Source organism: Streptomyces sp. NPDC048270, from assembly GCF_040652335.1.
Lineage (GTDB): Bacteria > Actinomycetota > Actinomycetes > Streptomycetales > Streptomycetaceae > Streptomyces.
Genome location: NZ_JBEZLV010000016.1, coordinates 137,430 through 160,104, shown reverse-complemented (window position 1 = coordinate 160,104; position 22,675 = coordinate 137,430). Strand labels below are relative to the sequence as shown.

The following is a 22,675-nucleotide window of genomic DNA, read 5'->3' as shown; positions in this document are numbered from 1 at the left end:
TCTCCGAGATCCAGTTGAGGAACGCGACGTCCTGCGTGTTCCCCTTCTGCGGAGTGGCGATCCTCTTGCCCTTGAGGTCGTCCAGGGTCTTGATCCTGTCCGGGTTCACCACCAGCTTCACGCCGCCGGACGCGGAGCCGGAGACGATCCGCAGGTTGGAGCCCTTGGACTTGACGTAGCCGTTGATCGCGGGCGAGGGGCCGATGAAGCCGATGTCGAGCGAGCCGCCGTTGAGGGCCTCGATCTCGGACGGACCGGCGTTGAAGGCCTGCGGCTTGATCCTCGTGCCGCCCAGCTCCTTCTGGATCAGGCCCTCCTGGAGACCGACCAGGGCGGTGGCGTGCGTCAGGTTCGGGAAGTACCCGATGCGCACCTCGGGAGCGGAGAGCTTCTCGCCGGCGGCGCCGGCCGCCTGCGGCTCGCCCTTCTCGGCCTGGGAGCCGTAGCCGCAGGAGGCGAGCGCGCCGATCAGCAGCGGCAGGGCGGCAGCGGCGACGAGGCCGCGGCGCAGGGCCGTCCGGGCGCTGTGCTTCGTGCGGGTGGTGGCGGTGGCAGGCACGGGAGGACTTCCTCTCGTGACGCGGTCATCTCATGACGCGCGTCTTCGTCTGTGGAGCGGGGGCGGGTACGGCTCGTGGAGGGCGCCGGTGCGACAGCGGGCTGCCGCCGGCGACACGGTCAGCGCGCACATCGCGCCACCCCTCCCTGGCCGCTGCCGAGGGCGCCTCTCCCGGACTTCGTCCGGGGGTACCCCCAGCCCGCGCGGCCGCCCTCCGTCGCGAAGGTGGAGTAGATGTCGGAAGGCATGGGCTAGAAGTCCCACCCTTCCTCGTCGGCCTGGACGGTGGTCTCGGCCGTGGAGGCGAAGGACTCGCCGGCCATGCCCGCCGCCAGGGTGGTTCCGTCGGCCGGGTCGATCAGCAGGAAGGATCCCGTGCGGCGCGAGTCGGCGTACGCGTCGAGCGCGAGCGGCTCGGCCGTACGGACCACCACGCGGCCGATGTCATTGGCCACCAGCTGCCCGGGGTTCGGGTGCTGGGACAGGTCGTCGAGGGTCAGCCGCGAGGGGATCTCCTTGACGATCGCCTTGACCGTCCGCGTCGTGTGCTTGATCAGCACCCGGGCGCCGACGGCCAGGGGCTGGTCCGCCACATGGCAGACCGTCGCCTCGACGTCCTGCGTGGTGGCCGGGGCGCTCGCGGTCGGTGCGATCAGGTCGCCGCGCGAGATGTCGATGTCGTCCTTGAGGCGCACGGTCACCGACTGCGGGGCCCAGGCGATGTCGACGCTCCTGCCGAGCGCCTCGATGCCCTCGATGACCGAGGTCCGGCCCGAGGGCAGCACGGTCACGGCCTCGCCGACCCGCAGCACGCCGGAGGCGATCTGGCCCGCGTAGCCGCGGTAGTCCGGGTGCTCGGCGGTCTGCGGGCGGATCACGTACTGCACCGGGAAACGCGCCGGGCAGGCGGTGAGGTCATGGCTGACCGGCACCGTCTCCAGGTGCTCCAGCACCGTCGGGCCGCCGTACCAGTCCATGTTCGCCGACGGCTCCACCACGTTGTCCCCGGCCAGGGCCGAGATCGGGATCGCGGTGATCTCCGGGACGCCCAGGTCCGAGGCGTAGGCGGTGAACTCCTCGGCGATCGCCGCGAAGACGGACTCCTGGTAGCCGACGAGGTCCATCTTGTTGACGGCCAGCACCACGTGCGGAACGCGCAGCAGCGCGGCGACGGCAGCGTGCCGGCGGGTCTGCTCGATCACGCCGTTGCGGGCGTCGACCAGGACCACGGCCAGGTCGGCGGTGGAGGCGCCGGTGACCATGTTCCGGGTGTACTGCACGTGCCCGGGGGTGTCGGCGAGGATGAACCGGCGGCGCGCGGTGGCGAAGTAGCGGTACGCGACGTCGATGGTGATGCCCTGCTCCCGCTCGGCCCGCAGGCCGTCGGTGAGCAGCGCGAGGTCGGGGGCGTCCTGGCCGCGCTGGGCGGAGACGGCCTCGACGGCCTCCATCTGGTCGGTCAGGACCGACTTGGAGTCGTGGAGCAGCCTGCCCACCAGGGTGGACTTGCCGTCGTCGACGGAACCGGCGGTCGCGAAGCGCAGCAGCGTGGTCGCCGACAGATCGGCGAACTGCTCGGTGGTGGAGGTCATTTCTAGAAGTACCCTTCGCGCTTGCGGTCTTCCATCGCGGCCTCGGACATCTTGTCGTCGGCGCGGGTCGCACCCCGCTCGGTGAGGCGGGAGACGGCGATCTCGGCGATCACGGCATCCAGCGTGGCGGCGTCGGAGTCGACGGCGCCGGTGCAGGACATGTCGCCGACGGTGCGGTAGCGGATGAGGCGCGTCTCGGGCGTCTCGCCCTCCTTGGGGCCGCCCCACCCGCCGGCCGTCAGCCACATGCCGTTGCGCTGGAACACCTCGCGCTCGTGCGCGAAGTAGATCTCCGGCAGCTCGATGCCCTCGCGGGCGATGTACTGCCAGACGTCCAGCTCGGTCCAGTTGGAGAGCGGGAAGACGCGCACGTGCTCGCCGGGCGCGTGGCGGCCGTTGTACAGCTGCCACAGCTCGGGGCGCTGGCGGCGCGGGTCCCACTGGGAGAACTCGTCGCGCAGGCTGAAGACCCGCTCCTTGGCGCGGGCCTTCTCCTCGTCGCGGCGGCCGCCGCCGAAGACCGCGTCGAACTTGAGCCGCTGGATCGCCTCGGTCAGCGGGACGGTCTGCAGTGGGTTGCGGGTGCCGTCCGGACGCTCGCGCAGCTTGCCCGCGTCGATGTAGTCCTGGACGGACGCCACGTGCAGGCGCAGCCCGTGCTTCTCGACGGTGCGGTCGCGGTATTCGAGCACCTCGGGGAAGTTGTGCCCCGTGTCGACGTGCAGGAGGGTGAAGGGCACCGGCGCCGGCGCGAACGCCTTGAGCGCCAGGTGCAGCATGACGATGGAGTCCTTGCCGCCGGAGAACAGGATCACCGGCTTCTCGAACTCGCCCGCCACCTCGCGGAAGATGTGCACGGCCTCGGACTCGAGGGCGTCGAGGTGCGACAGCGCGTAGGGCGCGTCGGTCTCTTCGTGCAGGTGGGCGACCGTGGTCATGCCAGACCCCTCTCGGTGAGCAGCGCGTGCAGGGCCGAAGCCGACTCCTGGACGGTCTGCGTGTGCGACTCGATACGCAGGTCCGGGGACTCCGGTGCCTCGTACGGGTCGTCGACCCCGGTCAGACCGGAGATCTCGCCCGCCGCCTGCTTGGCGTACAGGCCCTTCACGTCACGCTCGGAGCACACCTCCACCGGGGTGGCCACGTGGACCTCCAGGTAGTTCGTCGCCGCGGCGGCGTGCCGCTTGCGGACGGCCTCGCGGCTGTCCGCGAACGGCGCGATCACCGGTACCAGCGCCTTGACGCCGTTGCTCGCGAGCAGTTCGGCGACGAAGCCGATGCGCTGCACGTTGGTGTGCCGGTCCTCGCGGCTGAAGCCGAGCCCGGCGGAGAGGAACTCGCGGATCTCGTCCCCGTCGAGCACCTCCACGCGGTGGCCCTCGGCGCGCAGCCGCTCGGCCAGCGCGTAGGCGATGGTGGTCTTGCCGGCGCTGGGCAGCCCGGTCAGCCACACGGTGGCGCCCTGGTCGCTCACGCTCATCTGCTGTGTCTCCGTAAGTTCTTCGCTGGTCGTGGTCATCAGCCGTGCAGTCCGCACTCGGTCTTGCCGCGCCCGGCCCACCGGCCGGCCCGCGCGTCCTCACCCTGCGCCACCCGGCGGGTGCAGGGGGCACAGCCGACGGAGGCGTAGCCGTCCATCAGCAGCGGGTTGGTGAGCACCCCGTGCTCGGCCACGTAGGCGTCCACGTCGTCCTGGGTCCAGCGGGCGATCGGCGAGACCTTGACCTTCTGCCGCTTCTCGTCCCAGCCGACCACCGGGGTGTTCGCCCGGGTCGGGGACTCGTCGCGGCGCAGGCCCGTCGCCCAGGCGTCGTACGCGGTCAGGCCCTCTTCGAGGGGCTTGACCTTGCGCAGGGCGCAGCACAGGTCGGGATCGCGGTCGTGGAGCCGGGGGCCGTACTGCGCGTCCTGCTCGGCCACCGTCTGGCGCGGGGTGAGGGTGATGACGTTGACGTCCATCACCGCCTCGACCGCGTCGCGGGTGCCGATGGTCTCCTCGAAGTGGTAGCCCGTGTCGAGGAAGACCACGTCCACGCCGGGGAAGGCGCGCGAGGCCAGGTGGGCGACGACCGCGTCCTCCATGGAGGAGGTCACGGCGAACTTCCGGCCGAAGGTCTCGGCGGCCCAGGTGAGGATCTCCAGCGCGGAGGCGTCCTCCAGCTCCCGGCCCGCCCGCTCGGCCAGGTCCTTGAGCGCGGCCGCGGCGGGAGCCGCGGTGGTGAGACCGGCGTCCCGAGTCGTGGTCATATCTCGTCCCCTCCCGCTGCATCGGACCGGACGCCCCGGGCCAGCAGCCCGAGGTACTTCAGCTGGAAGGCCCGGTTGCAGGCCCGGCATTCCCACGCGCCGTGGCCCGTCTCGTGGGGGAACAGGTCCTCGTCGCCGCAGTACGGGCAGTAGAAGGGTGCGGCGCGCTCGCTCACGAGAGGCTCTTCTCGTCCGCGCGGGCGACCCACGCCGCGAAGCGCTCGCCGTCCTCGCGCTGCTCCTCGTAGCTCTTGACGACCCGCTCGACGTAGTCGGGCAGGCCGGCCGAGGTGACCTTGAGGCCGCGGACCTTGCGGCCGAAGCCGGCCTCCAGGCCGAGGGCGCCGCCCAGGTGGACCTGGTAGCCCTCCACCTGGTTGCCCTCGTCGTCCAGGACCAGCTGGCCCTTGAGACCGATGTCCGCCACCTGGATACGGGCGCAGGCGTTCGGGCAGCCGTTGATGTTGATGGTGAGCGGCTCGGCGAACTCCGGCAGGCGGCGCTCCAGCTCGTCGATCAGCGAGGCGCCGCGCGCCTTGGTCTCGACGATGGCCAGCTTGCAGAACTCGATGCCGGTGCAGGCCATCGTGCCGCGGCGGAACGGGGACGGCTTGACCCGCAGGTCGAGCGACTCCAGGGCGGCCACCACCGAGTCGACCCGGTCGGCCTCGATGTCGAGGACGATCATCTTCTGCTCGGCGGTGGTGCGCAGCCGGCCGGAGCCGTGCTGCTCGGCGATGTCCGCGATCTTGGTCAGGGTGGCGCCGTCGACGCGGCCCACGCGGGGCGCGAAGCCGACGTAGAACCGGCCGTCCTGCTGCTGGTGGACGCCGACGTGGTCGCGCCACTGGCCGGAGGGCTGCTCGGGCGCGGGGCCGTCGGTCAGCTTCCGCTCCAGGTACTCGTCCTCCAGGACCTGGCGGAACTTGGCCGCACCCCAGTCGGCGACGAGGAACTTCAGGCGGGCGCGGGTGCGCAGCCGGCGGTAGCCGTAGTCGCGGAAGATCGAGATGACGCCCTCGTAGACGTCCGGGACCTCGTCGAGCGAGACCCAGGTGCCCAGGCGCACGCCCAGCTTGGGGTTGGTGGAGAGGCCGCCGCCGACCCACACGTCGAAGCCGGGGCCGTGCTCGGGGTGGTTCACGCCGACGAAGGCGATGTCGTTGATCTCGTGCGCCACGTCGAGCAGCGGCGAGCCGGAGATCGCGGACTTGAACTTGCGGGGCAGGTTCGAGAAGTCCTTGTTGCCCACGATGCGGCGGTAGATCTCGTCGATCGCGGGGGTGCCGTCGATGATCTCGTCCTGGGCGATGCCGGCGACGGGCGAGCCGAGGATGACGCGGGGCGTGTCACCGCAGGCCTCGGTGGTGGACAGCCCGACGGCTTCCAGGCGGCGCCAGATCTCCGGGACGTCCTCGATCCGGATCCAGTGGTACTGCACGTTCTGCCGGTCGGTGAGGTCGGCGGTGCCACGGGCGAACTCCTGGGAGATCTCGCCGATCACGCGGAGCTGCTCGGTGGTCAGCCGGCCGCCGTCGATGCGCACGCGCAGCATGAAGTACTTGTCGTCCAGCTCCTCCGGCTCCAGGATCGCGGTCTTGCCGCCGTCGATCCCGGGCTTGCGCTGGGTGTAGAGGCCCCACCAGCGCATGCGTCCGCGCAGGTCGTTGGGGTCGATCGAGTCGAAGCCGGCCTTGGAGTAGATCGTCTCAATGCGTGTCCGCACATTGAGACCGTCGTCGTCCTTCTTGAACTGCTCGTTGCCGTTGAGGGGCGTGTGGTGTCCGACGGCCCACTGACCCTCACCGCGGTGACGGCCTGTCTTGCGGCGCGCGGCGGCGGCTGCGGGCGTTTCGGGAGTGGCGGCCATGGCGGGTACGTCCTTCTTCGGCGGCTCAGGGCAGGAGCGGGGACACAGGGGAGCGGTGGTACGCCCCCGTCACGTCGGCGTCGCTGAGCGGGTGTGGCTGATTTCCGCCTTTGCCGGGGTGGCCGGCGGGCAGGGCGGTATTCGGCCGTCAGGGGGCAGAGATGATCGTCACTTCCACGGCGACGATGCCGGGATGGTGGCGGTGTGCGGCGGTTGCTGGTTCCGTCAGCAGGCCGGACAGATGGCGCTGGACATGCGGCCGAGGTCGACGTGCCGCCGACTCACCAAGGCAATTCCAGCTCCATTCATGGCGGAAGCGTGTCATGTGGCGATTGGAGGAGTCCACTACTGTCCAAAATGCGGACGATGTCGTCTCGCATCGTGATACCGGGGTGATCGCCGTCACCCCGGTGCCGGGGGAGCCCCGGGCGTCCGGCCAGGGCGCAGGCGCCTGGTCAGCAGCCCCAGGCGCCCGGCCAGGAGTCCTAGGCGCCCGGCCAGGGGCCCGGGGTCGGCGCCTCCTCCTTGGACTCCGTCTCCGTCCTGAAGAGCTTGAACCCGCGCCGCAGGTAGTTGTCCATCGCCGTCGGCCCGTCCAGGCTGCACGTGTGCAGCCAGACGCGCCGCGTCGGCTCGCGGTCCGGCCAGCGGGAGGCGAGGTCCCAGGCCCTGGCCACGCCCACCGACAGCAGGTGCCCGCCGATCCGCCGCCCCCGGAAGTCGGGCAGCAGGCCGAAGTAGACGATCTCCACCACGCCGTCGTCCTGGGGGTCGAACTCCACGTACCCCGCCGGCGTGCCCCGGTCGTACGCCACCCACGTCTCCACGCCCGGCCGCCCCAGCTGCTCCACCCACTGCGCGCGGGTCAGGCCCAGCCGGTCCGTCCAGTGGATGTCCCCGCCGACGGAGGCGTACAGGAACCGGCTGAACTCGGGGGAGGGGACCTCCGCCCGCGCGATGGTGACCTCCGGGCCCGGTACGGCGGCCGGAACCAGATCGTCCGGCGAGGTCATTTCCAGGGACCAGGTGGTGAGGGTGATGGCGCTCATGCAGGTCAGGGAATCATGCCCCGCCCCCGATGGCCCAGGCGGGCCCTGATCACCGCGGGCGCGGTGGAGTGCGGCAGCAGGCCGGCCGGGTCCTCGGGGCGGATCACCTCCACCTCCACGTCCTCCGCGAAGCGGTACGGCCGGTGGGTCAGCACCCCCGCGAGGTTGCGGCGCACCCGGGACATCTCCGCGCGGACCGTCACCGTACGGGTGGGGTCGCCGAACAGCTCCTCGGACAGCTCCGCAGCCGAGCGCCCGCGCGGGCTCTCCGCCAGCAGGAACAGCAGCTCCGCGTGGCGCGGGCTCAGCTCCTGCGACCAGCTCCCGGCGGCCCCGTACACGGTCGCCGACCAGGACCGCGCCCGGCTGAGGTCGAGCACGACCCGGGTCGCCCCCGGCTCCGGGCGCTCCTGCGCGATCCGCAGCAGCCAGCCGCCGGGCAGCGGCTCCACCGCGCAGTCGCCGAGCTGCGGCACCCACACCCGGCCCGGGCCGAAGGACTTCGGCAGCGGGATCCGGTCCACCGGCGCCAGGCCCGTCACGGCCGCCGTCCAGCCGTGCGCGTCCACGGCCAGCGCCCGCCCCGGCAGCCGGGCCAGCAGCGGCGCGGCCACCGCCCGCAGCCGCTCCAGCGACTCCAGGTGCCGCACGCGCAGCTCCCGCTCCGCGAGCCGGGCCACCGAGCTCACCCACGCCAGCGTCGCCGGGTGCATCGTGGCCAGCGGGCCGCTCACGTCGACCACGCCCAGCAGCCGCCCGTCGCGCGGGTCGCGCACGGGCGCGCCCGCGCAGGTCCAGTCGTGGTGGCTGGAGACGAAGTGCTCCGCCGAGAACACCTGGACCGGCCGCCGGGCCACCAGGGCCGTACCCACCCCGTTGGTGCCCACCACGGCCTCGTCCCAGTCGGCCCCGACCGCGAAACCGAGCCGGTCCGCCTTGCGCAGGATGGAGGAGTGCCCCTCCCGCCACAGCAGCCGGCCCTCCGCGTCGGCCACGACCATGATGTGCAGCGCCTCGTCCAGGGCCGGGAGCAGCCCCTCCCGCAGCACCGGCAGGACCGCCCGCAGCGGCGAGACGTGCCGCCGCTCCTCGGTCTCGGCGGCCGACAGCATCCGCGAGCGCGCGTCCCGGTCCGGGTGCACCCCGCCCGCCAGCATCCGGCGCCAGGACTCGGCGATCTCCGGGCGCGGGGCGGCCGGGGGGCGGTCCCCGGCCAGCGCCGCCGCCCGCACGCCCTTGAGCAGACGCGCGGCCTCCCGCGCGTCCATGGCCGAGATGCGGGCCACATCGACCGTGCTGCCTGTGGACTCGGCCACCGGAACCTCCCCGTGCGAACAGGACGACTCAAAGGTTGCAACGGTATGCAACTCTCGCCAAGTCCCGGTCGCCCGACCGAAACTGTCCGGACGCCGCCGAGCGGCGTGACAGCTCCTCCTCGGGGCTTCTCGGGTCAGGGGTGGTGCCGAGTCGGCGCGGCGCCACTCCTGATCCCGTCCGACGGGCCGGATCCCGGCTCGGAGCGGTTTGGGGACTACTCCCCGCCGGTGATCCGCGCCCGTTCCACGAGAGCGCCCAGGTCGAGACTGTGCGGCAGCGTGCCGAAGGCCGCTCCCCAGTCACCGCCGAGCCGTGAGGCGCAGAACGCGTCGGCCACCTCGGGCGGTGCCCACCGCACCAGCAGCGAGCCCTGGAGCACCAGGGCCATGCGCTCGACCACCCGGCGGGCCCGGGCCTCGATGCCCTCCAGGTCGGCGAGCTCCGTCAGCAGGTCCTTGATGGCCGAATCCAGCCGGTGGTCCGCGCCCCGGGCCAGGCCGACCTCCTGGAGGAACGCGTTCAGGGCCTGGGGCTCCCGCTGGAGGGCGCGCAGGACGTCCAGCGCCTGCACATTGCCCGAGCCTTCCCAGATGGAGTTCAGCGGGGACTCGCGCAGCAGTCTCGGCATGCCGGACTCCTCGACGTACCCGTTGCCGCCCAGGCACTCCAGGGCCTCGGCCACCATCGGCGTACAGCGCTTGGTCACCCAGTACTTGGCCGCGGGCACCGCCAGGCGCAGGAAGGCCTTCTCCTGGTCGGACCCGCTGTCGTAGGCCGCGGCCAGCCGCAGGGTCAGGGTGGTGGCCGCCTCCGACTCCAGGGCGAGGTCGGCCAGGACGTTGCGCATCAGCGGCTGGTCGATGAGCGGTGCTCCGAAAGCAGAGCGGTGCTCCGCATGGTGAGCGGCCTGCGTCAGGGCCTGCCGCATCAGCGAGGCCGAACCGATGACACAGTCCAGCCGGGTCGCCGCGACCATCTCGATGATCGTCCGCACCCCCCGGCCCTCCTCGCCCACCCGGCGCGCCCAGGTCCCGTCGAACTCCACCTCGCTCGACGCGTTCGACCGGTTCCCCAGCTTGTCCTTCAGCCGCTGGATCGCGAAGACGTTGCGCGTGCCGTCCGGCAGCACCCGCGGCACCAGGAAGCAGGTCAGCCCGCCCGGCGCCTGCGCCAGCACCAGGAAGCCGTCGGACATCGGCGCCGAGCAGAACCACTTGTGCCCGGTCAGCACGTACTCGCCCGAGGCGTCCAGTGGGACCGCGGCCGTCGTGTTCGCCCGTACGTCGCTGCCGCCCTGCTTCTCCGTCATCCCCATGCCGAAGAGCACGCCGGCCTTCTGCGCGGCCGGCGCCAGCCCCTCCTCGTACACGTGCGAGGTCAGGCGCGGCTCCCACTCGGCCGCCAGCTCCGGATCGGCCCGCAGTGCCGGCACGGCGGCGTGCGTCATCGAGACCGGGCAGCCGTGCCCGGCCTCGGCCTGCGACCACACGAAGAACCCGGCGGCCCGCCGCAGGTGCCCGGCCGGCCGCCCCCAGGCGTCCGTGAGCCCGGCGGACACGGCCTTGCCGAGCAGGCGGTGCCAGGCGGGGTGGAACTCCACCTCGTCGATCCGGTTCCCGTACCGGTCGTGCGTCCGCAACTCGGGTGGATTCTCGTTCGCCAGCCGGCCCCACTCCTGTGCCTGCGCGGAACCGGCGGAGCGCCCGAGCAGCGTGAGCTCCTCCCGCACCTCGCCGAGGAGTTCGGGGGCCGCGTCGGCGAGATGACGCTCCACGCCCTCGGTGAGGGCCCGGTCGCCCCCGTAGACGTCGTGGCCCACGAGCGGCGGGGCCTGATTGGTGACTGTGTGGGTGGTGGCTGCCATGCGGATACCGTAAGGACGTGCAGCCAGCAAAAGAAACACCAGAGCGGATCCTGGTACGCCACGGACGGCTCCACCGGGCCCGCGCCCTCTACCGCAACGTCTCGAAGCGGAAGATGGGCTGGCTGCTCCTGAAGGACACCGTCAACTCGTGCATCGAGTACCGGATCCTCGGCCTCGCCGCCGAGGCGGCCTTCTTCACCCTGCTCTCGCTGCCCCCGCTCTTCCTCGGCCTGTTGGGCCTCCTCGGCTACGTGGACGGCTGGACGGGCACCACGACGGTGGCCAGCATCGAGGAGAACATCCTCGGGGCGGTCGGCACGATCCTGTCCGACCGGGGCGTCAACGACATCGCCAAACCGATGCTGGACGACGTGACCGGCCGCGGCCGCCCGGACCTGATCTCGCTCGGTTTCGCCTTCGCCCTGTGGTCGGGGTCCCGCGCGGTGAACGTCTTCATCGACACCATCACCGTGATGTACGGGCTCGACGGGCACCGCGGCATCGTCAAGACCCGGCTGCTCGCCTTCCTGCTGTACATCATCGCGCTGGTCATCGGCGCGGTCGTGCTGCCGCTGATGGTGGTCGGACCCGACGCGGTGGTACGGCTGGTGCCCTGGGGCACCAGTGTGATCGCGGTGCTGTACTGGCCGACCGTCACCCTGCTGTCCATCGTCTTCCTGACCACGCTGTACCACGTGTCCGTGCCGGTGCGCTCGCCGTGGATCGAGGACGTGCCGGGCGCGCTGGTCGCCCTCGCGATGTGGGTGCTGGGCTCCTTCCTGCTGCGGATCTACCTCACCAACACCGTGGAGGGCCCGACGATCTACGGCTCGCTGGCCGCGCCGGTGGCCGTGCTGCTGTGGATCGGCATCTCGGCCTTCGCGGTCCTCGTCGGCGCCGCCGTCAACGCGGCGATCGACCGCGTCTGGCCCTCGGTGGCCACCGCGGCGGCCCGGGAGGCGAACGAGCGGGCCCGCGAAGCGGAGGCCGCCCAGCTGATCGCGCGGGCCGCGGCGTGGCGCGCGATGGCGGAGGGCGAGTCGGAGGACGACGAGGACGACGCGATGCCCTCGGAGTTCCCCGAACGCTGGTCGAAGTTCCTGCCCCCGGAGGACTACACCTCGCGGCTGCGCAAGCACTGAGGCCGACGGTAGGCCGGGGCCGCGTACCGCTGACTCCCGGCGCCGGGGGGCCGCCCCGCCCGCGGGTCGAGGCCGGCGGGCACCCCGGGGCCCGTGTACCGGCGACCGCCGGCGCCTGGGTCCGGCCTCCCCGCGGGGCCTAGCCTGGAAGGGTGTACGAGGAGACGCGGTCAGGGGTGGTGGCCGGAGCCGTGCTGTGGCGCGCCGGCGGGCCCGGGCGGGTCGTGCTGCCCGACGGGTGCATGGACCTGCTGTGGGCCGAGGGCCGGCTGCTGGTCGCCGGGACCGACACCGGGCCGCATCCCGCCGGGGAGGTCGCGGGCGGGGCCTTCGCCGGGATCCGGTTCGCGCCCGGTACCGCGCCCGCGCTGCTCGGCGTACCGGCCCATGAGCTGCGGGACCGCCGCGTCGAGCTGGCCGACCTGTGGCCCGCCCGGGAGGTGCGCCGCCTCGCCGGGCAGGTGGCCTCGTACGGGGACCCGCGCGCCGGGCTGGAGGCGCTGGCCGCCCGCCGCGCGGCCGGGGCCGGGCCGCCGGACCCGCTGGTCGCCGAGGTCGTGGCCCGGCTCCGGGCGGGCCAGGCGGTGGCCCCGATCGCCGCCGCCGTCGGCCTCGGGGAGCGGCAGCTGCGCCGGCGCTCCCTGGACGCCTTCGGGTACGGGCCCCGGACGCTGGGCCGGGTGCTCCGGCTGCGCCGAGCCCTCGCGCTGGCCCTGGCGGGCACGCCCTACGCCGAGGTCGCCTGCGTCGCCGGGTACGCGGACCAGGCCCATCTGGCCCGCGAGGTACGGGCGTTGGCCGGGACCACGCTCGGCTCCTACGTGGCGGGCGCCGACGGGGCGAAGAGCGAGACCCCGCAGCCGTCCGGATCGAGGAGCACGGCGTAGCGCTGGCCCCAGAAGGCGTCCCAGGGCTTCATGTGCCCGGGATGCCCGGCGGCGGTCAGCTCGGCGTACAGCGCGTCCACCTCGGCGGGGGAGTCGCACAGGAAGGCCAGGTCCCGCCGGCCGTCACCGGTGGGCCGGGTCCAGGAGGGGTCGAAGGAGCGGACGGTCTCCTCCGTGTCCCAGCCGATCCGCAGGCCGCCCGGCAGCACGGCCTCGACGTGCGGCTGGTCATCGGCGTCGGCCGGTACGTCCAGCCCCAGCCTGCGGTAGAAGGCGAGCGAAGCGGCCATGTCGGAGACGACCATGCCGATCATGTCGAGTCGAGGAGTCATGACGGCAGGCTAGGCCGGGCCCGGGACGGCTGTCTTGAACGAAACGGACACCGCCACGGGGATTGACGGGGCGTCAGGCCGGGGCGCGCGTTACATCGGGAGGCCGATACCACTCCCGAGAGGCCCCGTGCCACCGCCCCCGCCCCCGCCCGCGTCCGCGCCCGTGCCGCCCGCCTTGCCCGCGTCGCCGTCGCCGTCCGGGTCCGGGTTCGCATCGGCTAGTAGGGGGGCGGGGCGGCGGCGAAAAAAGAATTGGCGCCCGCCGGAGAGGGCTTGTTACGGTGCATCCGTTCCCGCCGAGCAGTGCGGAACACCAGGACGCGTATGACCCGGAGGTGAGTTCATTGATGACTGTCGTCAGGCAGGGCGCCGTCGCCCGCACTCAGAAGACCATCAATGTCACTTCCGTGGTCTCCGGCTGACCTCACACCTCTTCGCGCGCCGCCGTCGAGCGGGCGCGCGCTGCCGGGGCCACCCTGTGAAGGGTTCCCCTTGTCTCACGCATCCCGTCCTTCTCCTTCCACCTCCTCCACCTCCTCCGCCCCGTCGCTCGCCGACACCCTCGGCCCCTTCGGCTGGGACGCGGCCTGGGCGGTCGAGTTCATCCCGTACGCGGAGCAGGGCCTGCTGCCCGGCCGCGTCGTACGCGTCGACCGCGGGCAGTGCGACGTCATGACCGAGCACGGCATCGTGCGCGCCGACACCGCGTTCGTCACCCCGCACGATCCGCTGCGGGTCATCTGCACCGGCGACTGGGCGGCGGTCGAGCCGTCGGGCAACCCGCGCTACGTGAAGGCGTACCTGCCGCGCCGCACCGCCTTCGTGCGGTCCACCTCCAGCCAGCGGTCCGAGGGGCAGATCCTCGCCGCCAACGTCGACCACGCGATCATCGCCGTCTCCCTCGCCGTCGAGCTGGACCTGGGGCGCATCGAGCGCTTCCTGGCCCTGGCGTGGGAATCGGGGGCCCAGCCGCTGGTCGTCCTCACCAAGGCGGACCTGGTGCCGGACCCGGTCACCCTCGCGCACCTGGTCCAGGACGTGGAGACCACCGCGCCCGGGGTCCAGGTACTGACGGTGTCCTCCCTCACCGGGGAGGGCACGGACGTCCTCACGGCCCTGGTCGGCGGCGGTACGAGCGTGCTGCTCGGGGTCTCGGGCGCCGGCAAGTCCACCCTGGCCAACACGCTGCTCGGGGCCGACGTCATGGAGGTCCAGTCGGCCCGCGAGGTCGACGGCAAGGGCCGCCACACGACCACGACGCGCAACCTGCTCGCCCTGCCGGGCGGCGGCGTCCTGATCGACACGCCCGGACTGCGCGGCGTCGGGCTCTGGGACGCCGGGACCGGGGTCGGCCAGGTGTTCGCGGAGATCGAGGAGTACGCGGAGGCCTGCCGCTTCCACGACTGCGCGCACGAGGCGGAGCCGGGGTGCGCGGTGCGGGCCGCCGTGGACTCCGGTGAGCTGCCGGAACGCCGCCTGGAGAGCTACCGCAAGCTGCTCCGGGAGAACCAGCGGATCGTGGCGAAGACGGACGCGAGGCTCCGCTCGGAGATCCGCCGGGACTGGCGCCTCAAGTCCGCGGAAGGCCGAGCCAACTACGCAGCCAAACGCCACGGCCGAGCCTAACCCCGCCCCCGGCCCTGTCCTGCCCGAGCCGGGCGCCGGCCCGGCCTGGGCCGTGGTGGGGGCGGGTTCGGCTCGGCGCTGCCACGCCGAGGTCCGGCCAACTCCAGCCCCGCCGGCGTTTGCGGCGCGGGTCTGGGGCGGAGCCCCAGGGAACGGTGGAAGGGCGGGGCGGGGAGCGGCTCCGCGCAACGGCCCGGAGCCCGGCCCTGAGCCCGGCGGAACCGGTCGGCCGGGTGGGCCCGGCGGGCCTTGGGTCTGCATCCGGGCTCGGGTTGCCGGCCGGGCGAGGCCGGGCGAGGCCAGGCCGGGCGAGGCCAGGCCGGGCCAGGTCAAGGCCGGGCCAGGCCGGGCCAGGTCAAGGCCGGGTCGGGCCGGGCCAGGTCAAGGCCGGGTCGGGCCAGGTCGGGCCGAGGCGCAGGGGCAGGGGCGCTCGGTTCGGTCCCGGTGGGCCGAGCCGGGGCGGCCGGAGCCCGAGGCTTGGCGCGGGGCGGCCGAGGCCGCGCGGCAGGGGCCCGCCATGCCCAGCCCCGCCCCGCCCCCCGGGAGGCCACGGCGGATTCAGCCCGCCGCCACCACCCCCACCCACGCCCCCAGCACCACCAGGCACGCGAACAACTCCACCAGCACGCTCGTCCCCGCCGCCCGCATCACCGCCCGCGTCGACGCCCACGCCTCACCGCGGGTCCCCAGGCGCAGCCGTTCGCACAGGTAGATGCCGCCCACGAAGCCCGGGACCGCCCCCAGCACGGGGACCAGTACGAAGCCCAGTACCGCCCCGGTGCCCGCGTACACCGCCATCCGGGGGGTCACCGCCACCCCGTGCAGCCGCCGCGGCGGGAGCAGCCACTTCACCACCTGCACCACCAGCAGCAGGGCCGTCGCCGCGACCAGCAGGGTCCACGCCGGCGCCGACCGCTCGTGCAGCGCCCACCACAGCAGCCCCGCCCACACCAGCCAGGTCCCCGGTACGCCCGGGACCAGCACCCCGAGCACCCCGAGGAGCAGCACCAGCCCCACCAGGAGCAGCTGCGGCAGATCCATCTGCCCAGCCTGCCCGACCAGGGGCTATCGGGCCACCCAGCCCCGCTCGTAGGCGTGCCAGCCCAGCTGGAGCCGCGTCGTGACCGCCGCCAGCTCCATCAGGCCCTTGACCCGCCGCTGCACCGTCCGCAGCCCCAGCTCCAGGTGCTTCGCCACGCTCGCGTCCGTCATCCCCGCCAGCAGCAGGGTCAGGATCTCCAGATCGGTGGCGTCCGGACCGCCGTCCGACTCCTCGGGCCCGCCCGACGCCCCCAGCCGCAGCGGCAGCGACTCCCGCCACACCGCCTCGAACAGGCCCGTCAGGGATTCCAGCAGCCCCGACGCGTGCACCACCAGCGCCGCCGGCTCCGCGCCGCGCGCCGTCAGCGGGACCATCGCCAGGGTGCGGTCTGCGATCACCAGCTTCGTCGGGACCTCGCCCGTCACCCGGACCCGCTCGCCCCGGGACAGCGCCGTCGACGCCTCCCGGATCCCGCTCGGCAGGGTCAGCACCTCCCGCTCGATGACCACCCGGTAGTCGACGCCGCGTACCGAGGCCCGTTCCTCCGCCTCGTTCTCCGTACCCGTCACCACCTGCGGCCGGCCGCTGACCAGCGCGCACACCTCCCGCTCGGCCCCCAGCTGGAGCTGGTGGAAGCGGTGCGCCACCGCGCTCGCGCCCTGCACCACCTCCACGAGGTCGTGCACGGCCGGCTCGGAGGCCTCCGCCCGGTACTCCTCCGCCAGCAGCGCCGCCGTCAGCTCCGCCTGCTCCAGCTCGTGCCGCTGCTGGGTGAGCAGAGCCCCCAGGGCGACCCCCGGCGGCGCCGCCACCCAGCGCCCCGGCCGCGCCGAGGACTGCGCGGCCAGTCCGTGCCGCTCCAGGTGCCGCAGCGCCCGCTCGGTCTGCGGCACCGGCAGGGTCAGCCGGTGCGCGAGGTCGGGCACCTCCGCCGCCCCCAGCGCCACCAGCGCGCGGTACGCCGACTCCTGGCCCTCGTCGAGGCCTATCGCACCCAGCAACCCGAACACCCACCTCTCATCCCCGCGCCTGGCGGGAAGCGGCCACGGCGCAAACCCGCCGCCGACATCATCGCCGCACCCCCCGCCTCTCTGCCAAGGTGACGCCACCGCAGCACCAACATCCGCTGGCCAGAAGCCATTTACGCGGCAGCTTTGCCGCGCAATGCAGTAGTTGGCCGGAATTCACCTGGGGAGAGCGATGCGCCCGATATCGCGAACGACGCTCGGGGCGGCCACCGCGGCCGTCCTGGCCGTCACCGCCGTCGGCCCGTCGGCGGCACAGCCGAGCGACGGAGCGCCTGGAAAGAGACCACTCGTCGGCAGCGAGGCGGCCGGAAAGCAGCCCACCGCCCCCGTCACGGTCACCCTCGTCACCGGCGACCGGATCGTGGTGTCCACGGACGCGGCCGGCCGCACCGCCGCCACCGCCATGCCGCGCCCGGACGGTTCGCAGCCGGTCGTGCAGACCCGCCAGTCGGGCAAGGACCTCTACGTCTACCCGCAGAGCGCGGTCAAGGCCCTCGCCGCCGGCAAGGCGGACCACGAGCTCTTCAACGTCACCGGCCTCATCCGGCAGGGCTACGACGACGCGCACGCCAAGAAGCTCCCGCTCATCGCGGTCTACGACGGCTCCGTGAACGTGGCCCGCAGCGCCCCGCCCGCGCCCCGCGGCGCCGAGCGCTCCCTGGTCCTCGACTCCATCGGCGGCGTCGCCCTCTCCGCCGACAAGGAGCAGGCCGCCTCCTTCTGGGCCGATGTCACCGGTACGGACGCCCGTGCGCGCTCCGTCTCGGGCGGGCTGAAGAAGCTGTGGCTGGACGGCAAGGTCCAGGCGAACCTCGAACGCTCCACCCGGCAGGTGGGCGCCCCCGCCGCCTGGGCCGCCGGATACGACGGCAAGGGCACCAAGGTCGCCGTCCTCGACACCGGCACCGACCTCGAACACCCCGACCTCAAGGGCCGCGTCTCCGGCTCGAAGAACTTCACCGACTCCGACACCGACACCGACCGGCAGGGGCACGGCACCCACACCATCTCCACCGTCGGCGGCTCCGGAGCGGAGAGCGGCGGCGCGAAGAAGGGCGGGGCCCCCGGCGCCGAACTGCTCAGCGGCAAGGTCCTCAACGACGAGGGCTACGGCCTCGACTCGTGGATCATCGCCGGCATGGAGTGGGCCGTCGCGAGCAAGGCCGACGTGGTCTCCATGAGCCTGGGCGACCCCTCCCAGACCGCCTGCGACGACCCGCTCGCCGCGGCCGCCGAACGGCTCTCCCAGCAGGGACCCCTCTTCGTGATCGCCGCGGGCAACGCGGGACCCGGCAACAACACGGTCTCCTCGCCCGGTTGCGCGGCCTCCGTGCTGACCGTGGGCGCCGTCGACCGCGACGACACCACGGCCGTCTTCTCCAGCCGCGGCCCGGCCGGGCTCCAGCACACCCTCAAGCCCGAGATCGCCGCCCCCGGCGTCGGGATCTCGGCCGCCGCGGCCGGCGGGCGCGGGGTGTACGCGTACCAGGGCATGTCCGGCACCTCGATGGCCACCCCGCACGTCGCGGGCGCCGCCGCCATCGTCAAGCAGCGCCACCCCGAATGGACCTCGCAGCAGGTCAAGGCGGCCCTCGTCGGCTCCGCCAGCACCGCGGTGCCCGGGGACGTACGGGAGACCGGCGGCGGCCGGCTCGACGTGCGGGCGGCCCTGGACGTCACCGTCACCAGCGCCCCCGCCGTGCAGGGCGGCACCTACAACTGGCCGCAGGACCGCAGCGACCGCACCACCGTGCAGGTCCCCTACACCAACACGGGCACCCGGCCGGTCACCTTGAACCTCGCCGTCGAGAAGGTCACCGGCAACGACGGCTCCGCCGTCCGCGGCCAGGTCGCCCGCCTCGGACAGCGCACCGTGACCGTCCCGGCCGGTGCGACCGTCACCGTCCCGCTCGCCCTCGACCCGGCCGCCGGGCTCGAGCGCTCCCAGTACGGGGACGTCACCGGCCGGATCGTCGCCACCGCGGGCGGCGTACGCGTCTCCACCCCCTTCGCGCTCTACGTCGAGCCGCAGACGGTGACCCTGCGCGTCAAGCTCCTCGACCGCGCGGGCAAGCCGGCCGCCGGACCGTCCTCCCTGGACGTGATCGGCACCGACGACGCCACCGGCGAGCGCCGCTTCAACGACGGCTCCGTCGACCAGGTCTACCGGGTCCGGCCGGGCGCCTACTTCCTCTCCGCCTTCGTCGCCACCCCCGACGCGGGCGAAGCGGACGACCGCCTGATCGACTCCCTCACCTACCTCGGACGCCCGCAGGTCGAGGTGAAGAAGGACACGACCATCGTGCTCGACGCCCGCAAGGCCGGGCGCCTGGCCATCGAGGCCGACAGGCCGGTCGAGGCCCGCAACACCACCCTCGGCTTCGCCCGCAGCTGGGACGACGTGTGGCTGCACGCCGGCACCGCCATGGGCGGCCGGACCATCCGCGGCTACTACTCCTCCGTCGAAGGCCGCGCGAAGGACGGCGAGTTCGAGTTCGGCAGCTACTGGCGGGCGGCCGCGCCGCTCGTCTCCGAGCTGAAGGTCGCCGGCGGTCCGGTCCTGCACCCGATCACCGCGTCCACCGGCAGCGACAACCTCGACGGGAACGGCGCCGCGCCGCTGGTCGACGCGGGCGCCGGCACCCCGCAGGAGCTGGCCGCGGTCGCCGCGAAGGACGCGGTGGTGCTGGTCAAGGCCGCGGACGGGGCGCTGTACGAGGTCGCGCAGAACGCGCGGGCCGCCGGCGCCAAGGCCGTGCTCGCCTACCGCGACGCCCCCGGCCGCTGGGTCGCCTTCACCGGCTACGCGGGCGGCGCGCTGCCCGTCATGGCTATCGAGGCCGCCGAAGGCAAGGCGCTGCTGGGCCGGCTGGCGGCGGGCGAGGTCGCGCTGTCCTGGAAGGCCACCGCGAAGAGCCCGTACGTCTACAGCCTCGCCTTCCCCGAGACCGGAGAGGTCAGGGGCGACCGCACCTACCGGGTGCGCGACCGCGAGCTCGGCCAGGTGGAGTCCGCGTACCACTCGATGGGCGTGGCGGCCGACTTCATGGACCTGGCCGGTGCCTACCGGCCGATCGGCAGCGCGGTGTACTTCGGCGGAATCGAGACCGTCGCGACGCCGGGCCGGCGCACGGAGTTCTACACGGCCGGGGACACGGCCTGGGACCAGATGCTCTCGAGCAGCTTCCCCTGGGGCGAGTTCATGGTCGGGGAGCAGCGCACCTACGCCAAGGGGCAGAAGACCAGCGCGAGTTGGTACGACGGGGTGACCGGCCCGGTCGCACCGCGCGACGCCTCCGGCAAGGAGGCGCTGGCCGCCGAGCGGCAGGGCAACCTGATCGGCTTCGCCCCCGCCATGTGGGGCGACAGCCGCCACGCCGCCCAGCCGGGCTCCTTCGGCGACATCGGCAACCTGCAGCTCAAGCGGGACGGCGAGGTCATCGGCGAGAGCTGGTACCCGTTCGGGGTCTTCGAGGTCCCGGCCGAGGCGGGCCGGTACGAACTGACCCAGGCCATCGAGAAGATCGGCCCGCCGGCGCGCACCTGGCAGCGGTCCACGTCCGTCCGGACGACCTGGGGCTTCATGTCGAAGCTCGACGCGTCGGCGTACTCGCAGGGGCTGCCGGTGCTGTTCCCGCGGTACGCGGCGCCGCTGGACGGGATGAAGACGCTCGCGGCGGCGAACGGCCAGGCCATCGGGCTGAGCGCCACCGGGCACGCGGGTTACGCGCCGGGTGCGCTGAAGTCGGCGAAGCTGTCGTACTCGTACGACGGCGAGAACTGGACCGAGGCGAAGGTGAGCGAGCGCGCGGGCCGGTGGACCGCGGTCGTGGACCACGCCGGGGCCTCCGGCAAGCAGGTGTCGCTGAAGGTCGAACTGACCGACGCGAAGGGTGCCTCCGTTGCCCAGACGGTCGCGCGGGCGTACGACGTCCGCTAGTCCTTACGGGTGAGGGTGGAGGGGTCCACCGGGCGGCGGCCCGGTGGACCCTTTTCGCGCGTTCGGCGTTTTCCGCCCGCGCGGGAGGCCGAGAATGAGGGCATGAGTCAGCAGGGCGCGGACGACTGGTGGCAGAAGCTCTACGCGGACCCGGACCTGGACCCGGGCCCGCCCCCCGACCCGGGCGACACCCTGGACCACCGCTTCCACACGGCGGCCGACCTCACCACGGCCCCACCCCCGACCCCGGCCGGCATCCCACCACAGGGCCGAGCCCCGTCCCCGGCATCACCGCCGACCGCCGGGCCCCCGGCCCCGGGCGGCATCCCACCACAGGGCCGAGCCCCGTCCCCGCCTGCCACCCCGGCCCCGATCCCGCCGAAGGCCCCGGCCGGGACCCCACCCCAGCTCAGGCCCCCGGGCCCGGGCTCGCCCCCGCCTGCCACCCCGCCCCCGCCGGCGGCACCTGACGCGCCCCCGGCCCCACCAACAGCCCCGGCCGCCGGCCCGCCGCCGGGCCCGCGCGGGCCTGCGCCGCAGGCACCGGGCCCGGGCGGAATTCCGGCCGAGGGACGGGCGGCCAACCCGGCTGCCGGCCCGGCCCCGGCCCCTGACGCGCCCGCGGCCCCGCCGACCATGCCTTCGGCGCCCGGGCGGGCGGGGTCTCCGCCGCCGCCGCTCGCCCCGCCGGAAGGCCCCGTCGCTGCTGAGCCGTTGCTCCCGGGTCCCCGCCGGTCGCTGCCGCCGCCCCCGCCCGGGTGGCCGCCGGCTCCGCCGCGTGCGGTCGTCCCGCCAACGGCGCCCGCAGTCCCGGCGTCTCCAGCACCTCCGCCGCCCACCTCGGCCGTCGCCCCGCCGCTTGCGGGTGGCGCCGCCCAGCCTTCGGTGGATCCGCGGCCGACGGCTGCCGAGGCGCCGGAGGTTGCTGCCGCGCCGCCGGCTGGCGCCGACCTCTCGGCCGGGCCCCGGCCGGCGGTTGCCGAGCCGCCAGGTACCGCCGGCCCACCGCGCCCGGGGGCCGCCCGGCCCTGGGCTGACCCGCGGTCGACGGCCGCCGAGCCCCCGGCCGTTCCGCCGCCTCCTGCGGACGCCCCGCGGGATCCGCGGGAGGGCGGTGTGACCGGGTACGCGCTCGGGGGTGTGGACGTGCCGCCCGTGCGGGAGTCGGAGGGGGGCGCCGAGCCGCCCGTGCGGCGGGAGGCGGCCGGGGCGGAGCCCGGGCCTCCGGATGCCGAGCCCGCGGCGGCGGACCGGCCCGCGGCGGCGGACCGGCGGCCCGAGGTGCGGCACCTCGGGGACCGCGCGCCCACCTACGCCGCCGAGCCCGGCTCGCTCCCGCCCGCCGACCCGGCCGCGCTGGACGCGCTGACCCCCGACACGGTCCTGGAGGGCGCCCGTTACGGCACGTACACCCTGCGCGCCGCCTCCCTGCGCGGGGACTCCGCCCGCTTCCGCGGCGAGCCCCGCCGCGACTTCCTGCTCACCGCCCGCTTCGGCGGCGGCGACGACGGCCTGGTCCTGGTCGCCCTCGCCGGCGGCGACCGGGCCGCCCCCGGAGCCGCCGAGGCCGCCGCCGAGCTCTGCCGGACCATCGCGGCGGCCGTCGGGCGCAGCCAGGAGCGGCTGGCCGACGACATCCGGGCCGGGCGCCGCGACGCCCTGCGCTCGGGCCTCCAGCGGCTCACCGACCGCGGCTACGGACGGCTGCGGGCCCGCGCGGCCGAGCTCGGACTCGCCGAGGAGGCCTACACGGCCGGGGTGCGCGGGCTGCTGCTCCCGGTGGACCCCGAATGCCGCACCCGGGTGTGCTTCGGCTCCGGCGCGGGCGGCCTGTTCCGGCTGCGGGACGGCGCCTGGCAGGACCTGGAGCCCACCGGACCGCCCGCCCCGCCCGCCCCACCTGCCCCATCCGCCCCCGACGAGGACGCCCCGCACGGCTTCCGCTTCCGCGCGTCCGTGGCCCGCCCCGGCGACACCCTGCTGCTGTGCTCCGGCGGCCTGGCGGAGCCGATGCGGGAGGAGCCGGTCCTCCCGGCCGCCCTCGCCGCGCGCTGGGCCGAGCCGGAACCGCCCGGCCTCGCCGCCTTCCTCGCGGACGCCCAGCTCCGCCTCAAGGGCTACGCCGACGACCGCACGGCCGCCGCCGTCTGGGAGGCGTAACCGGCGCACCCGTGGCTGGA

Annotated in this window: 19 protein-coding genes; 5 read left to right on the top strand and 14 right to left on the bottom strand. The window is 74.1% G+C overall.

Annotation, left to right across the window (positions count from 1 at the left end; genetic code table 11):
• The 11 genes from AB0D66_RS16930 to AB0D66_RS16880 all read right to left on the bottom strand — a co-directional run.
• Positions 1–559: ABC transporter substrate-binding protein (locus AB0D66_RS16930; RefSeq protein WP_362303171.1), on the bottom strand; the 559-nt coding region annotated here is incomplete at its 3' end.
• 251 nt (positions 560–810) lie between these two features.
• Complete coding sequence (locus AB0D66_RS16925; RefSeq protein ID WP_362303168.1) at positions 811–2,151, bottom strand: GTP-binding protein; 1,341 nt, start codon at positions 2,149–2,151, stop codon at positions 811–813.
• A 2-nt stretch (positions 2,152–2,153) separates the two neighbouring features.
• Positions 2,154–3,089 carry a sulfate adenylyltransferase subunit CysD gene (gene cysD / locus AB0D66_RS16920; protein ID WP_362303165.1) on the bottom strand — a complete coding sequence of 312 codons (936 nt, stop codon included), beginning with the start codon at positions 3,087–3,089 and terminating at the stop codon, positions 2,154–2,156.
• Positions 3,086–3,631 carry an adenylyl-sulfate kinase gene (cysC, locus tag AB0D66_RS16915; protein ID WP_362303163.1) on the bottom strand — a complete coding sequence of 182 codons (546 nt, stop codon included), beginning with the start codon at positions 3,629–3,631 and terminating at the stop codon, positions 3,086–3,088. Before cysC ends, cysD begins: the two co-directional genes overlap by 4 nt.
• A 38-nt stretch (positions 3,632–3,669) precedes the next feature.
• Entirely contained in the window at positions 3,670–4,398 is a 729-nt protein-coding gene (locus tag AB0D66_RS16910) for a phosphoadenylyl-sulfate reductase (protein ID WP_362303160.1), read from the bottom strand.
• Complete coding sequence (locus AB0D66_RS16905) at positions 4,395–4,574, bottom strand: hypothetical protein (protein ID WP_362303157.1); 180 nt, start codon at positions 4,572–4,574, stop codon at positions 4,395–4,397. Before AB0D66_RS16905 ends, AB0D66_RS16910 begins: the two co-directional genes overlap by 4 nt.
• Complete coding sequence (locus AB0D66_RS16900) at positions 4,571–6,268, bottom strand: nitrite/sulfite reductase (protein ID WP_362303154.1); 1,698 nt, start codon at positions 6,266–6,268, stop codon at positions 4,571–4,573. Before AB0D66_RS16900 ends, AB0D66_RS16905 begins: the two co-directional genes overlap by 4 nt.
• 225 nt (positions 6,269–6,493) lie before the next feature.
• Entirely contained in the window at positions 6,494–6,577 is an 84-nt protein-coding gene (locus AB0D66_RS16895) for a putative leader peptide (protein WP_310942095.1), read from the bottom strand.
• A gap of 176 nt (positions 6,578–6,753) precedes the next feature.
• Positions 6,754–7,317 carry a GNAT family N-acetyltransferase gene (locus AB0D66_RS16890; protein ID WP_362303151.1) on the bottom strand — a complete coding sequence of 188 codons (564 nt, stop codon included), beginning with the start codon at positions 7,315–7,317 and terminating at the stop codon, positions 6,754–6,756.
• Between the two features lie 5 nt (positions 7,318–7,322).
• Positions 7,323–8,585, bottom strand: a complete 1,263-nt coding sequence (locus tag AB0D66_RS16885) for a GAF domain-containing protein (protein WP_362303194.1) — start codon at positions 8,583–8,585, stop codon at positions 7,323–7,325.
• Positions 8,586–8,848: 263 nt separating this feature from the next.
• On the bottom strand, positions 8,849–10,498 hold the full coding sequence (locus AB0D66_RS16880; protein WP_362303148.1) for an acyl-CoA dehydrogenase family protein: 1,650 nt from the start codon (positions 10,496–10,498) through the stop codon (positions 8,849–8,851).
• A 17-nt stretch (positions 10,499–10,515) separates the two neighbouring features.
• Between AB0D66_RS16880 and AB0D66_RS16875 the strand changes: the two genes are divergently transcribed.
• Entirely contained in the window at positions 10,516–11,640 is a 1,125-nt protein-coding gene (locus AB0D66_RS16875; protein WP_362303145.1) for a YihY/virulence factor BrkB family protein, read from the top strand.
• A gap of 152 nt (positions 11,641–11,792) precedes the next feature.
• Positions 11,793–12,527 carry a helix-turn-helix domain-containing protein gene (locus tag AB0D66_RS16870; protein WP_362303142.1) on the top strand — a complete coding sequence of 245 codons (735 nt, stop codon included), beginning with the start codon at positions 11,793–11,795 and terminating at the stop codon, positions 12,525–12,527.
• Here the strand turns inward: AB0D66_RS16870 and AB0D66_RS16865 are convergent.
• The gene (locus tag AB0D66_RS16865; RefSeq protein ID WP_362303139.1) at positions 12,458–12,859 is read right to left on the bottom strand and encodes a VOC family protein; all 402 of its coding nucleotides are present in this window, start codon (positions 12,857–12,859) and stop codon (positions 12,458–12,460) included. The two genes, AB0D66_RS16870 and AB0D66_RS16865, sit on opposite strands and share 70 nt — an antisense overlap.
• 492 nt (positions 12,860–13,351) lie before the next feature.
• Between AB0D66_RS16865 and rsgA the strand changes: the two genes are divergently transcribed.
• Positions 13,352–14,485, top strand: coding sequence for a ribosome small subunit-dependent GTPase A (gene rsgA, locus AB0D66_RS16860; protein ID WP_362303136.1), 1,134 nt, complete (start codon positions 13,352–13,354; stop codon positions 14,483–14,485).
• 558 nt (positions 14,486–15,043) lie between these two features.
• Here rsgA and AB0D66_RS16855 read toward each other — a convergent pair.
• Together AB0D66_RS16855 and AB0D66_RS16850 are read right to left on the bottom strand one after the other, a co-directional pair.
• The gene (locus tag AB0D66_RS16855) at positions 15,044–15,526 is read right to left on the bottom strand and encodes a DUF456 domain-containing protein (RefSeq protein ID WP_362303133.1); all 483 of its coding nucleotides are present in this window, start codon (positions 15,524–15,526) and stop codon (positions 15,044–15,046) included.
• A 24-nt stretch (positions 15,527–15,550) separates the two neighbouring features.
• On the bottom strand, positions 15,551–16,528 hold the full coding sequence (locus AB0D66_RS16850; protein WP_362303191.1) for a helix-turn-helix domain-containing protein: 978 nt from the start codon (positions 16,526–16,528) through the stop codon (positions 15,551–15,553).
• A 199-nt stretch (positions 16,529–16,727) separates the two neighbouring features.
• Here AB0D66_RS16850 and AB0D66_RS16845 point away from each other — a divergent pair, with 199 nt between their 5' ends.
• Together AB0D66_RS16845 and AB0D66_RS16840 are read left to right on the top strand one after the other, a co-directional pair.
• On the top strand, positions 16,728–20,495 hold the full coding sequence (locus AB0D66_RS16845) for a S8 family serine peptidase (protein ID WP_362303130.1): 3,768 nt from the start codon (positions 16,728–16,730) through the stop codon (positions 20,493–20,495).
• A gap of 1,116 nt (positions 20,496–21,611) precedes the next feature.
• Positions 21,612–22,655, top strand: coding sequence for a protein phosphatase 2C domain-containing protein (locus tag AB0D66_RS16840; RefSeq protein ID WP_362303128.1), 1,044 nt, complete (start codon positions 21,612–21,614; stop codon positions 22,653–22,655).
• Positions 22,656–22,675: the final 20 nt, after the last annotated feature.